The sequence below is a fragment of the Methanolobus sp. ZRKC5 genome, from assembly GCF_038446525.1.
Taxonomy (GTDB): domain Archaea; phylum Halobacteriota; class Methanosarcinia; order Methanosarcinales; family Methanosarcinaceae; genus Methanolobus.
Genome location: NZ_CP151792.1, coordinates 56,797 through 69,894 on the forward strand (window position 1 = coordinate 56,797; position 13,098 = coordinate 69,894).

The following is a 13,098-nucleotide window of genomic DNA, read 5'->3' on the forward strand; positions in this document are numbered from 1 at the left end:
ACTATGGATAAAAATACATGTAAAAGAAGTATTAAAAGACAGAAATTGGAAGGAAAAACATCACTTAGATGTATTGAGTGTGCAGAAGATGATCCAAGTGTAATAGAACTACATCATGTATATGGAAGAAACAATTCAGAAGAAACTGTTCCATTATGCAAGAACTGTCATTTTAAGATTACAAAACAGCAAAATAAACTACCTCGAAAGATCAGATCAAGCAGTGCATCACGTGAGGATAATCGAAGGTTTATCCTTGTTTCTATGGGTGCATTATTGGAAGGTATGGGTAAACAGCTTCGCCTTATAGGTATGGAGGCTGATCTAGTATGAGTAAGATTGCTGTTAGGGGATACACTGTTAAAGCTAAAGACCCCCAATCTAATCATACTTACAATAGCACCCTGCAATTAAAACATGATAGCGTGCTTGTTTTTGATACAGAAACTACAACAGATCAGTATCAGAATATGAAAGTTGGCTTTTTCCAGATATATCAGGAAGGCTACATTCAGCATGAAGGATTCTTTTATGATCCACTAATGCTCAATGAGAGAGAAACAAAAATTCTAAAAGATTATTCTATAAAGCATTGTATCGAGTTATACCTCTGTAAAGAGTTTGTTGATGGTGTATTTTATCCAGAAGTGTTTGAACTAAAAACTCTTTGTGTGGGCTTCAATCTTGCATTTGACATAAGCCGACTGGCAAAGTATGGCAACAATTCAAAGGCAAAGAATAGAGGAGGATTCACGTTTACACTTTCAGACAATAGATTCAAGCCTCCTATTGTAATCAAGAAACTTGGTGCAAGTAACAGCTTCAAGTTCACAACAACGAAGTACAATACAGGAAATGATTATTTTTCAGGCAATTTCCTTGATGCTCAGACCCTTGGAACAGTCTTGCTTCAGCAAAATCATATATCCCTTGCAAACGCTTGTGAATTGCTTGATACAAGACACAAGAAAATGAAGGATATTAAACACGGTACTATCACCAAGAAATATCTTGATTATCTGATAAGGGATGTTGAGAGCACTTTTGATGTGTATAAAGGATTGATTAAAGAGCTTGATCTTTACAATATTGCCATTCCTCCAACTAAAATATACAGCTCTGCCTCTATTGGAAAATATGCTTTGAAGCAACTAGGAATTAAACCATTGAGTGAACAGAATTTCGATTTCCCAGAATATATGAAGGGTCAAATTATGACCTCCTATTATGGTGGAAGATGTGAATGCCGGATTAGAAAAGCTCCAACTAAGGTTACAACGCTTGATTTTACCAGTATGTATCCAACCGTTACAATGGAAATGGGCTTGTGGAATCTCATGATTGCAGAGAGCATTGAAACAAAAGATGCAACAGAGGCGATCAAAGAATTACTTGGAATAATTGATCTTGAATACCTACAAAATGAGGATAAATGGAAGGACTTTGTTGTTATGGTTAAACTTCGTCCTGATGGAGATATACTGCCTGTAAGGATGGATTACAACGGAGATAATGGCTCTTTCAACGTTGGAGTGAATTATCTGTCCTCTGATTATGAATTATGGTATGCTTTACCTGATGTCATAGCTTCAACTATTCTTACAAGAAAAGTACCAGAGATCATTGAAGCTGTCAGGTTCATTCCAGTGGGTATCCAGAAAGGATTAAGGAAATCTCAGATTCTTGGAATTGATATTGATCCTAAAAAGGATAATCTGGTTCAGGTGCTCGTTGAAGAAAGACAGAATATCAAGATTGAAATGAAAGGTATTGATCCAGAAAGTCATGAATATAAACAGCTCGATAGCAGAGCACAGGCAATAAAGATTCTAGTAAATGCCATGAGCTATGGAATATTTATTGAGCTTAATCCAGAGGACAGGAAAAGCGATATAGAGGTTTATGGGCTTGATTCCTTCAGTACCTCACAGAATAGGTATGAAAAGCCAGGTAACTTCTATCATCCTCTATTAGCTGTCATGATTACCTCTGGATCAAAGCTGTTCTTGGCTATGGCAGAGGCAAAAGTAGAAGAATTAGGAGCTAGACACGCCTATATGGATACTGACTCTATCTTTGTCCCTCCTGAATATGCAGAGGAAATTACAGAGTATTTCCAACCACTCAACCCATACAATCTTGATATTCCATTGTTAAAGCCTGAAAAGGTGGATTATTGGTTTTTTGGAATTTCATCCAAACGCTATCCACTGTACAAATTCAGGAAGAATAAGATTATATTTAAGGATTTCAAGCTTCATGGATTAGGGCATTTAACTAACCCATTCTCAAAGGACGGAGGAGACTGGCATGAGGAAATATGGGATGATCAGTTCCAGAGATATTGAAGAAAAATATGCTAATATGTACGCTATCTCAAAGCTTGCTGTTAGCACTCCTAATGTATGGAATAGGTTCAAGAAACTCAACAAAGACAAGCCTTGGAAGGAGCAGATCAAGCCTTTCAATTTCTGTCTGGTGGGATTTCAGGCAGTAGAAGAAAACGGTAGAGCTGTAAAACCTCTAGCTCCTTATTGTGATGATCCTCAAACAATAGTTCATGAACCGTTCATTGACTATGAAACAGGAGAGATCATGCAGGGATCACACTACTTCAAGTCGTTGAGTAAAATCATATTGCAGTATGCAGAGCATCCAGAACATAAGTTTGAAGGTGACATTGGGATTTTGGAAAGGAAACATGTTCATGCAAATGGTGTTCTTTACATTGGTAAAGAAGCAAACAACATTGATGAGGAGGAACTAGAGCTTCAGAGGGCTCAGACATTCATTGATGAAGAAGGTATTAAGCAGAAGATACTGGTTCTTACTCCAAAAGAAGCAAGGGTGTATGGAGTGATGCAAAGAAGTTCTTTGAAGCGGATGAAGGACAGGATTTTGAGTGAAGGGAAATTCAATTTCAGGACAAAGGAGGTGAGGAAATTGGTAAGTGGATTTTGATACTTACCTTTTTTGACATTATTACTTACATATAACTATATCACTTGTTAAATACTAATTAAAGTAAGGTGATTATTTGAGTTCACTAAAATTTGATTTAGATCAACTTTTAGCCCCTACTATTTTTTTAATAATAATGCTTCCTGTTATTTACTTCACTTTGGATACACTTGACTCTAGCTATGAGGTTGATGAAGATTCCCAATGGTACGAAGCTAAAAAAGACTCAAAAAAAGATATACAAGATTTAATTGCAATAATGGTATTTGTAGCAACTCCTTCTGCTATTACAATTTATCTTATTATTAAAAAATATCTTCAACTTTAGTAAGCTTGTAAGCATTTGATTGTAACCCTAAGCTAATTTTATTTTAATCTCATAACTAAAGGTACATGATCGCTTATTTCATACCAGTCTTTATGTTCACCAACAGAAAAAGATTCCATTGATTTCATTAAGTCGTTAGATGCAAAAATGTAATCTGTATGATGCCCCTTTTCTATTTTATGATGTTGGAAAAAGGTTTGAACAATTTCATCCCCAAATTTTAGATTATTAAAAACATGATATGCACTAAAGATATTATGTTTGTTCAAGAGGTTTGTCACATCATTGAAAGTCCCATAAAGAGAAGACCCTTGTTTTATATTAAAATCCCAGTTGAAATCTCCAGCAATTATAAGGGACTGATCTAACAAGTCTTTATAGTAATTTAAAGCGTTCCAAACCTCTCCAATATATCTCCTTTTTGGATCAACTTTATTATTTTGTGACCATATTGCAATGAGGTTTATGGTGTTTGGATTGTTGTGTACTTTAATTTTAACTGGGAGAACATACTTGTATTCTTTATTGTATGCTTCATGTACCTTAATTTCAATGTTGTTAAAACTGAATACTCCTAATCCTTTCTTATCATTATCTCCAATCCATAAAGCGTGATGATAAAACTTGTCTTTGAAATAGTCAAGATTTTCACATTCAGGAATTACTAGCAAATCTGGACATTCAGATAGTAATTTGTTATAATGATTTCGAAAAGCCATTTTACAATTCCAAGTTATAATATTCATGTAAAAAAACAAATTCTCTAATGTATAAAAGATTTTTGATAATGTTATTCAAAATATCTATGACAATGATAAACCGTTGCGTTTTTCAGCTATTACTATTACCCCGAACTTTAATGGGGGGTAATAGGTATCCTGAATTTAAGATACGCAGAATTTTAGAATGTTCTTGCTTAAGAAATCTAAGGAATGAATTGGGAATATTATCTGTATTATTTATTAGGCTTATTTACATATAGTAAAAGTAAAACAAATTCTAAACAAATTTATATATTTATTTAGACCCATATTTCATATGGAAAAGCCACTTAAAGAAAATCCTGCTCCATATCCAAAATCTAGTATTCCTGAAAATAAAGCAATTACTATTTTTGAGTAGAGAGCATGAATCCTTTAATTCTTAAATTCCTTTGTTATGCTAGTCAAAAGATTTAATATCTGAGGAGGTATAGGAATTCCTAGTGTTGCCATTGACATTAACTGAAAAAAGAGTTTGACTATTTCTTCAGCGGCAAAACTTACAATAATCTCATTTGTAACGTCTTTCCCAAATGATTTTATGGGATGCTTGATTTTGTCGAGTACTGAACTAATCTTCAAAATACAACTTTTTGACTCTTTCTTTTCTTCTTGAGATGTAGAAAATTTTTCGATTTCCTCAATTAGTGTGTCTTCATTTTTGAGTATTTCTTCAAGGAAATTTTTAAGAGCTTCTTTATCCTTATTTTCTGTCAATTCAATAATTTTCCTTGAAAAAGTCTGGATAAATTCCCCTTCTTTTCCTCCAACCTCCAGAGAAAGAATATCTAATTTTTCAAGACCTCTCCTCAACTCATTCTGAAGCAAATCCAATTTGGTTTCAATGCTAACAGTTTTCTCGTAGATTAGATCTAGCTTGAGAAGTTTACGATTTAATTCTTTTTCTGAAACAACTTTCATATTGGGTATAATAGAAATAATTAGAGGAAGATCTCTATATTTTTCGGCAGCAATATCTTTATTATCAATTGCTTGAATCTTATTAAGAAGAAACTCGTTTTCAGAAATAGGAGGAATTTTTATTCTCAGAATAGAAACAATATCCTCAAGGATTTCAATATATTGCCTCTGTTCATCACTTATAACGTTTTGAATTTTCGTGCTAATTTCACATACAATTTCTTCTGCATCAGTTCCTTTCGATTCTTTACATGCGCCCTTTGATCTCTTTTTAATTTCATCGATAAGCTCTTTTAGATACCTATCAAGGAGAGGCAACCCTTTTCTCATTGTAGCTGTAGCATATGGTGCTGTTTTCTCAGTATCTCTCATTAGCTCTACTGCACTCTCACAGTGTTTTCTGTAAAAATTAAGCTCGTCTTTCATTAACTCTAGATCCATACTCTCCAAATTGTGAACTTCTTTTAATGCATTTGAAAGGTTGTTAACTGCTTCAATAAGCAATTCCTTACTTTTTGAACCTTTAATTGAATTTCTTGCTTGTATAAGATGTCTTTCAACTTCGTTTTCCGCATTCTGTTTTTCAAAAATTATAGTATGAAATGAAAGATAAAAAGGAAGACAAAACTGAGAGGGATTGTTTGTCCAAGAAACTGTTTCCTGTGCTGACTTTTCAAAAAAAGAAATGGCTTTTTCCAATTCCAGTTTGTAATCTTCTTCTTTTTTCGCTTGGGAAGCTTTGTATATGGAAGCTTTTCCAAGAGAACAATTTGCGTAGATTCTCACACTCTTGTATTCACTATTAGTAAGTCCATGTAAATCACTCCAAGCTTGTTGATCATCAGATATATTACAGTACACAGAACCAAGGGCATCTGTAGCTTTAGACCTAACATTCCTGTCTTCATCAGTTGTGAGTTTAATTAGATCACTCCAAGCTTGCTGTTTATATGGTATATGGAAAAATGCAGATTTAATGGCAGAGATTGAATGCCACCTTACATAACTGTCATTATCATTAGTCGACCAATGCAAGTCACCCCAAGCCTCATGCTTATCCGGAACTTGAAAGAAAACCAAACCAAGTGTATGAGTTGCCCAAACTCTTACATGACTGTCACGATCAGAGAAACGACCGTCTAATTCTTCCCAAGCTTGTTGTTTGTCTGGAATTTGAGAAAATATTAAACCAAGAACTTTTGTAGCCTTTGCTCTTACGTTCCTGTTCTTATCATTGATTAGTCTGCGTAATTCTTCCCAAGCCTCTTGTTTGTCTGGAATTTGAGAAAATACTAAACCAAGGACTTCAGTGGCTTTATACCTTATGTTAGCGTCCTTATAATTAAAGAGCCTACGTAAATCATTCCAAGCTTGTTTTTTGTCTTGAATTTGAGAAAATAAAGAACCTAGAAAAGATGTTGCCAATCTATTCACATGGGAGTTTTTATCACTAGTCAGTGTTACTATGTTATCCCATGCTTTTTGCTTATCTGGTAAAAGTGAGAAATTATGTTTCAAGTTATTTAGTGCTTTGATACGTACTTTCGAATCTTTGCTAAGGCATTGATTGTGTATCTCCTCTTGGTTAATCACCGTTTAGCACCAAGCATTGGTATAGAAGTTGATACTTAAAAGTTTTTCTTTTTGTTTGTTACCTTAAAATTTAAACTTCAAGCAGATGATTCACAGCTACTTCAATTAGCCCATCACTATTCATGATGCCTTTGGACCTCTAATCCACGGTTGCTGACTGCAACCTCACTCATTATCATGCTCCCTGAGACCACGATTATACAAGATTATTCCAAAAAACATGATCTAACACTTTATCTATTAGATGAATTCGTAGATGAGGTATTCTATCCTGAAACATTCAACTTTGGTACGCTATGTGTTGGTTTCAATCTTGCATTCGATATTAGCAGGATTGCAAAAAGAACAGGTGAATCGAGAAAAGGGAATAAGGGAGGGTTCACTTTAACCTTATCAGATAATCCTTTTAATCCCCCTATAATCTCTCGAAAGCTAGGGCAATCCAATACACACAAGTTCTCTACAACCAAGCAGAATAAAGGTAGGGATTATTTCTCCGGCCATTTCCTTGATGTTCAAACCGTAGGTGAAGTGCTCCTGTAAAAAAAGCGTATCTCACTTGATAAGGCTTGTGAGCTACTTGATACCAAACATAAGAAAATAAAGGATATAGAGCATGGTACTGTAACTAAAAAATATATTGACTACATGATTACTGATGTTGTTGCTACTTGGGAAGTCTATGAGAAACTTATTACTGAGTTAGATCTATATCAGATTGATATCCCACTCACAAAAATATTCAGTGCAGCATCTCTTGGAAAACATGCTCTTGATCAATTGGGAGTTCAACCATTCCAAAAGCAAAATCCTCTTTTCTTACCTGATGTACTAGGCAATATCATGACAACTTATTTCGGTGGTGATGTGAGTGCATGTACCGGAAAAAACCAATAAAGACCACAGTACTTGATTTTACAAGCATGTATCCCACTGTAACAATGGAGATGGACCTATGGAAATACATCATAGCCAAAAAATTGAAAATGGCAGATGCAACAGATGAGATCAAATATCTACTCTCACGGGTGTCTCTTAAGTACTTGCAAAATATGGGAAACTGGAATGATTTTGTAGTAATGGTGAAGATCGTACCTAACAAGGACATCCTTCCCGTCAGAATGGATTACAAGGGTAAAAATACAACCTTGAATGTGGGAGTTAACTACTTTTCATCCAAGTCTCCTATGTGGTTTGCTCTTCCCGATGTAATCAGTTCTGTGCTGTTGACAGGTAGAGTTCCAGAGATTATTGAGGCAATTCGTTTTATCCTTTAGGCGTGCAGGATAGTCTTTTAAAATCCACAATCCTGGGTATTGAAGTTGATCCTAAGAAAGATAATCTCATTCAGACCTTTGTTGAAGAGAGGCAGAATATCAAGACAAAAATGAAAAACATGGACAGCGATACCCCTGAACATCGTCATTTTTCAAGTCAGGAAAAAGCAATCAAGATTCTTGTTAATGCCATGAGTTATGGAATATTCATTGAACTTAATCCTGAGGACAAGAAAAGTGATATTGAGGTCTATGGCCTTGACAGTTTTGATACATCTGAGAATAGGTGTGAAAAAGCAGGAAAATACTATCATCCACTGTTAGCTGTAATGATCACTTCAGGCTCACGCCTGTTTTTATCCATGGCTGAAGCCAAGGTAAAGGAGCTTGGTGCATTCCATTATTATATGGATACCGACTCTGTGTTTGTTCCACCTGAGCATGCTCAGGAAATTGTAGATTACTTTCAACCATTGAACCCGTATTCTCTCGATATATCATTGTTGAAACCGGAAAAAGAAGATATGTGGTTCTATGGAATTTGTTCCAAACGATATACCCTTTACAATAAAGATGGGGATAATTTCAGCTTTTATGAGTATGATCGATCCTACAAGCTACATGGTTTAGGCCATTTGACCAATCCCTTTCCTAATGATGATGACGACTGGCATGCTAATATCTGGCTGGATATTCTACATTTGCATTATGGGACGATAAAACCAATAGATATCGAAGAGAAGTATTCTAGTCTCTATGCAATATCAAGCCTTACAATCAGTACAGCCAATGTATTGAATAGATTTAAGAGAATAAATGAAGGTCAGTCTTGGTCTAAACAAATAAAACCATTCAATTTCTGTTTGGTAGGATTTCAGTGCATTAAGGAAGATGGGGAACTAATCAAACTTTTAGCTCCTTTTTCCAAAGACCCTCAAAAGATAGTCTATGAACTATTTTTAGACTACAATACAGGCGAGGGGAAGCAAGGCCCCCATTATTTTAAACCTTTGAATAGGACGATTTTACAGTACGCGGATCATCCTGGATACAAATATGAAGGTGACATCGGGCAGATGAAACGCAGGCATATCTATGCTGATAGTGTTGTTCTAATTGGTAAAGAGGCTAACAATGTTGATGAGCAGTCTTTAGAGATTGGGCAAGCTCAAGTCTTTCTAAATAAGCATGAAATCATGGATAAGATAATGCAACTGGATGTTGAGATGGGGAGAAAAGTAGGTATTGCTTACAGAGGCACCCTGAAGAGGATTCAGGATAAGATTAAGCAAACAGGAGACATAAACCTGAATGCTAGGTTTATGAGAGGAGTTGCGGATAAGCTCACGTGAGAGCTTATTCTTCTTTTTTCTTTATCCTTACTTTTAATTTTAATTTTAATTTTGACAAAAGATTTATGAGTTAAGAACTTTCTACTTTCAGTAGGTGATTTTATTATGGCTACCTATAAGCAAATTCAAAATTGGGTAAAGAACAACTATGGATATTGTGTAAAATCATGTTGGATAGCTCATGCAAAAGAGATATACAATATTCCTGTTAGGCAATCTCCAAACAGATACCATCCAGATGTAAGAACTAATCCATGTCCTGAGGATAAGCTAAACTCCATCAAAACAGCATTTGAGCATTTCGATATGCTTTAAAGGTGTTGATAATAGCCTTTAATAACTTTTTAAAGAATAAGGAGAATAAGAAATGTGCAATCCAAATTGTCCTTGCTGGGACAAGGATATTACTCATCCAAGAAGATGCCCGATTTGCGATTATACGTTTAAAGGGAATGGATGAGACGGAATAGATGCCCATTATAAAGCTAAACACGAAAAAGACACAGGTGAACCCTATAAAGAATGGTGGGCTCGAATGTGCGATGATCATAGAGCTAAGCGAAAATGAAGATTAATTTATTTTTCTTTATCTTTTTGTCTTACAACTTCATCGAGTGTTTTACCATCTTTATCTTTCCAAAGTGTCCATCCATTAGCAGCTCTGCCTAGTACAACTGATGCCGACATGGATGGTGAAGAAAAAGTAAAATCTTCTTGGTAAACATAGACACCATCTTCTTCCTTTACAATTCCCTTTTCTACTAAATTAGCTCTAAATGCCCGTATACTTGGTTGAAGAGACGTTGTTTCTTCTATATTTGATTTTGATCCCTTATTAACAACAAATCCTTCTTCAGTATATTCACCAACTGCGTCTGCATCTTTGCTCTTACAAAAGTATGTATTTTTTTTGCTACGTTTTGTTTGTTCAAAAATAGGATGACCAAGAGTAGCCATTATGATTTTTAATTCATCAAAGAAACGTAAAACAAAATCCCGATCTTGATCCGTTAGAGATGATTTAGTGGGGGTATTACTATTTTCAAGAGTACATTTATTGACTAACTTAGCCTGTTCACAAGCATGATTTTCAAGATACTTGATATGGGCTTTGTTTAAGTTGTTTTTCTCTGAAACAAAACATATAGCTTGATTCCAAAAATCCTTCTTTTTGTGGTGATCATTTAAACGAACTGTTAGTATTTCCGATTCACCAACATACACTTTTGGCTTACCAACTTCGTCTTTTTCACCTATTAGGAAGTATAATCCTGGCTGTTCAAGTTCTGGTCTTTTTAGGCCAGCGTCTAATTTTGCTCGAGGAATGGAAACAGCTTTGACAATGGAATCAAAGAACTCGCATATTTTCACTCCTTGAGGGTTGGCATCTGGCAGATAAATTGAGATTGTTCTTCCTATTGTCACAAATTTGGCCTCAGTATGAATACTGTTATTGGTAAACTTTAGAACATATTCTATTTATACATATAAATAAGTTAATAATGATTATTGCTTTAACTCTATTTTAAGGAGTAAACACATGCTAGAAATAACTGATATTTGTCCTCTTTCATGTTTCACTGATAAACAAACGTTCCATGCTGAATTTGAAAAAGTTAAAAATGGTTCTTCAACAGGAATAAGAATTACAGTGGAAGTAGATGACTATTTTATCAAATATGCACCAGTAGGAAATTATCCAGACAATCCATCTGTAATTATTTGTGGAAAAACTACCTCTGATGGAAGTCATAAACTATTTGTAAAAGCATTAAAAAATGGCAAATCGTTGCATGAAGCCTGCTTATCATCTATTTACGCAAATGATATGCGAGATAATCTCTTCAAATATTTGCATGTCATAGGGTTGTTTGATTACCTAAGCCAAATTATCCCATATTGGGAAACAAATGATCCAAAAACAAAATGGAATGCTATGTTCGACAATTTGGATGATAGTTTAGCTTCCGGAATTCAATTAACTCAAGCATTTAATTGTGCAATACTCCATCCAGTAAAAATAAGTGCTGAACCCCCCAAAAAAGTGTTCAAAAATGTACAAAACGAAATTGGATGCTTTTTCAAGCATTTTAGACTTAGTGATAACTTGAAGTTAATCATTTTTCTTGATACACCTACAAAAGATGGTCGATTTCATCAAATCGATTTTTGGAAAAATGATTCGACTTTATCAAATAAGAATATAAAAATGATTTCTATTACTCATCCATCTAATCAAAATCGAATCATTTTCAATAATCTTGATGATTTAACGCAAATGAAATCAAATAAAACGAACAATGCAATCAAACTATTTAATGAAGCAAAAAGCACAATTGATGATTTGTCAGATGAACTCAAATGAAGTTCATTCACATTTTTTAAATGTTCTATTTTTAGATATTACTTTCTAAATTTCTGAGTATCTTAAATTCAGGATACCTATTACCCCGAACTTTAATGGGGGGATATAGGTAACGTCAAAAAATACCACTCTATAAAGTTTCTATTTTTTGCATTTGACTATACTTTTTTACATGAGAAAACATAGTAATCTCTAAATGTCAATTTTTATTCATTGTAGATATTTATTTAACTTATTAGTTTACTTTATAAGTATAATATATATGATTTCATTATTCTATTCAGAGGTATTTCAATGTTAAGAGTTTTTAATGTGGGTCAAGGAGATTCTTTTGAACTAATACCTAGCGAACACTGCCTATTGAGCGAAACTTCACTACTTATTGATTGTGGACAAGGTTCTAAGAATGTATTTAAAGCTCTTCATAATAAAAAAATAAACCTTGTACTTTCTCATTCTCATACTGATCACATTGGAGGTCTTAGTGGTCTCTTTGACGACAGTAGTTCCGATGTTGAAATCAATGAACTTTGGTTACCTTGTTACAGCGATGAGATAGTTGCAATTGCAAATTTTTTATTATCATTAAAAGGAGTATCCAAAATAAGTTCTCGTTCAAGAGCTGTATTAGAACTGCAGAACACTGTACAAGCTTATCAGCTTTTACAAGGAATACTCAGCACAAAAGGATGCAAAAAAATTAGGCCACTTGGAAAAGGGGTGAAAATATGCAGTCATTTATCAATATTGAATCCACCTTTTGATCCGGATTTAGTACTTCACCTTGAAATCGGAACTTCTGAGAAATATAGGGAAATACAACAAACAAATGACTATGAAAAAATACGAAGTTGGGTTACATCAGAAGATTTTAATAATAAATGGATTTACCTTCTTGCAGAAGGGTGGAACCGTTCAGGACCTAATCTGATAAACAATAATTCTTTGAGTCTTCAACAGAGGATGGATTTTATATATGGATTTATCAGTAAAAATGAATCTTTAATTGATGATTTTGTGCTGTCTGGGGATTCAAGGTATTTTACAAAATTGGCAAATGAATTGAAACTTACATCAAATGATGCAAGTATTGTACTAAAATACAAATCATCTATTTCACATGATGATTTTTCTTGTCTATTGACTGGGGATATAGGCAAAAAAAGATTATCAGATTCACTTTCTGGTTTAAAAGATGAAAAAATCAAGATATTCAAGTTTCCTCATCATGGAAGTAAAAACAGCTTAGACAAAGATGTTTTGAAACGTCTTTCCCCTGAAATAGTTATAATCTCTCATAAAAATGGAATCTTTGGAAGGCAAAAAGATCCTCATCCAAATAAAAAAGTAGTTGAGACTCTTGACAAAATGAATATACTTACAGCTTATACCAATGATGTGATAAAAAACGGGAATATAATTAAGAATAAATCCAAAAGAAAACCACATGAACATGTAGAAATGGTGGATATTTGGTAGACTAATAAAGGACAAATTAATAGGATGTTTATTGATTGCTTACAAAACTTCTAACCAATGA

General features: G+C 34.2%; 13 protein-coding genes. 10 read left to right on the forward strand and 3 right to left on the reverse strand.

From position 1 onward, the window contains the following. Positions 1-3 precede the first annotated feature (3 nt). From WN948_RS00195 to WN948_RS00210, 4 genes are all read left to right on the forward strand, one after another. On the forward strand, positions 4-333 hold the full coding sequence (locus WN948_RS00195; protein WP_342304957.1) for an HNH endonuclease: 330 nt from the start codon (positions 4-6) through the stop codon (positions 331-333). Further along, on the forward strand, positions 330-2,348 hold the full coding sequence (locus tag WN948_RS00200; protein ID WP_342304958.1) for a hypothetical protein: 2,019 nt from the start codon (positions 330-332) through the stop codon (positions 2,346-2,348). Before WN948_RS00195 ends, WN948_RS00200 begins: the two co-directional genes overlap by 4 nt. Beyond that, entirely contained in the window at positions 2,311-2,961 is a 651-nt protein-coding gene (locus WN948_RS00205; RefSeq protein WP_342304959.1) for a hypothetical protein, read from the forward strand. The genes WN948_RS00200 and WN948_RS00205 overlap by 38 nt, the downstream gene beginning before the upstream one ends. Before the next feature lie 76 nt (positions 2,962-3,037). Next, positions 3,038-3,289: a hypothetical protein gene (locus WN948_RS00210; protein ID WP_342304960.1), complete on the forward strand. Its 252-nt coding sequence runs from the start codon at positions 3,038-3,040 to the stop codon at positions 3,287-3,289. Positions 3,290-3,327: 38 nt separating this feature from the next. Here WN948_RS00210 and WN948_RS00215 read toward each other — a convergent pair whose 3' ends face one another. Beyond that, positions 3,328-4,035, reverse strand: a complete 708-nt coding sequence (locus WN948_RS00215; protein WP_342304961.1) for an endonuclease/exonuclease/phosphatase family protein — start codon at positions 4,033-4,035, stop codon at positions 3,328-3,330. 390 nt (positions 4,036-4,425) lie between these two features. Further along, positions 4,426-6,564 carry a hypothetical protein gene (locus WN948_RS00220; protein ID WP_342304962.1) on the reverse strand — a complete coding sequence of 713 codons (2,139 nt, stop codon included), beginning with the start codon at positions 6,562-6,564 and terminating at the stop codon, positions 4,426-4,428. A 177-nt stretch (positions 6,565-6,741) separates the two neighbouring features. On the opposite strand from WN948_RS00220, the gene WN948_RS00225 reads away from it, so the two are divergent. The 4 genes from WN948_RS00225 (at position 6,742) to WN948_RS00240 (ending at position 9,193) form a co-directional block, all read left to right on the forward strand. Next, entirely contained in the window at positions 6,742-7,107 is a 366-nt protein-coding gene (locus tag WN948_RS00225) for a hypothetical protein (protein ID WP_342304963.1), read from the forward strand. A 105-nt stretch (positions 7,108-7,212) separates the two neighbouring features. Then, entirely contained in the window at positions 7,213-7,461 is a 249-nt protein-coding gene (locus tag WN948_RS00230; RefSeq protein ID WP_342304964.1) for a hypothetical protein, read from the forward strand. Beyond that, positions 7,440-7,841, forward strand: a complete 402-nt coding sequence (locus tag WN948_RS00235) for a hypothetical protein (RefSeq protein ID WP_342304965.1) — start codon at positions 7,440-7,442, stop codon at positions 7,839-7,841. The genes WN948_RS00230 and WN948_RS00235 overlap by 22 nt, the downstream gene beginning before the upstream one ends. Positions 7,842-7,843: 2 nt before the next feature. Beyond that, positions 7,844-9,193, forward strand: a complete 1,350-nt coding sequence (locus WN948_RS00240; protein ID WP_342304966.1) for a hypothetical protein — start codon at positions 7,844-7,846, stop codon at positions 9,191-9,193. 576 nt (positions 9,194-9,769) lie between these two features. On the opposite strand, the gene WN948_RS00245 is transcribed toward WN948_RS00240, so the two are convergent. Continuing rightward, a complete protein-coding gene (locus WN948_RS00245) occupies positions 9,770-10,618 on the reverse strand; it encodes a GIY-YIG nuclease family protein (protein ID WP_342304967.1) in 849 nt (282 codons plus the stop codon). A 115-nt stretch (positions 10,619-10,733) separates the two neighbouring features. Between WN948_RS00245 and WN948_RS00250 the strand changes: the two genes are divergently transcribed. Together WN948_RS00250 and WN948_RS00255 are read left to right on the forward strand one after the other, a co-directional pair. Then, on the forward strand, positions 10,734-11,558 hold the full coding sequence (locus WN948_RS00250) for a hypothetical protein (RefSeq protein ID WP_342304968.1): 825 nt from the start codon (positions 10,734-10,736) through the stop codon (positions 11,556-11,558). A 294-nt stretch (positions 11,559-11,852) separates the two neighbouring features. Beyond that, complete coding sequence (locus WN948_RS00255) at positions 11,853-13,037, forward strand: hypothetical protein (RefSeq protein ID WP_342304969.1); 1,185 nt, start codon at positions 11,853-11,855, stop codon at positions 13,035-13,037. The last annotated feature ends 61 nt before the right edge of the window (positions 13,038-13,098 follow it).

Coding starts and splice junctions, on each gene's coding strand:
- WN948_RS00195 (WP_342304957.1), top strand. CDS start 4: ATGGATAAAAATACATGTAAAAGAAGTATTAAAAGACAGAAATTGGAA.
- WN948_RS00200 (WP_342304958.1), top strand. CDS start 330: ATGAGTAAGATTGCTGTTAGGGGATACACTGTTAAAGCTAAAGACCCC.
- WN948_RS00205 (WP_342304959.1), top strand. CDS start 2,311: ATGAGGAAATATGGGATGATCAGTTCCAGAGATATTGAAGAAAAATAT.
- WN948_RS00215 (WP_342304961.1), bottom strand. CDS start 4,035: ATGAATATTATAACTTGGAATTGTAAAATGGCTTTTCGAAATCATTAT.
- WN948_RS00225 (WP_342304963.1), top strand. CDS start 6,742: ATGCTCCCTGAGACCACGATTATACAAGATTATTCCAAAAAACATGAT.
- WN948_RS00230 (WP_342304964.1), top strand. CDS start 7,213: ATGATTACTGATGTTGTTGCTACTTGGGAAGTCTATGAGAAACTTATT.
- WN948_RS00235 (WP_342304965.1), top strand. CDS start 7,440: ATGTACCGGAAAAAACCAATAAAGACCACAGTACTTGATTTTACAAGC.
- WN948_RS00250 (WP_342304968.1), top strand. CDS start 10,734: ATGCTAGAAATAACTGATATTTGTCCTCTTTCATGTTTCACTGATAAA.
- WN948_RS00255 (WP_342304969.1), top strand. CDS start 11,853: ATGTTAAGAGTTTTTAATGTGGGTCAAGGAGATTCTTTTGAACTAATA.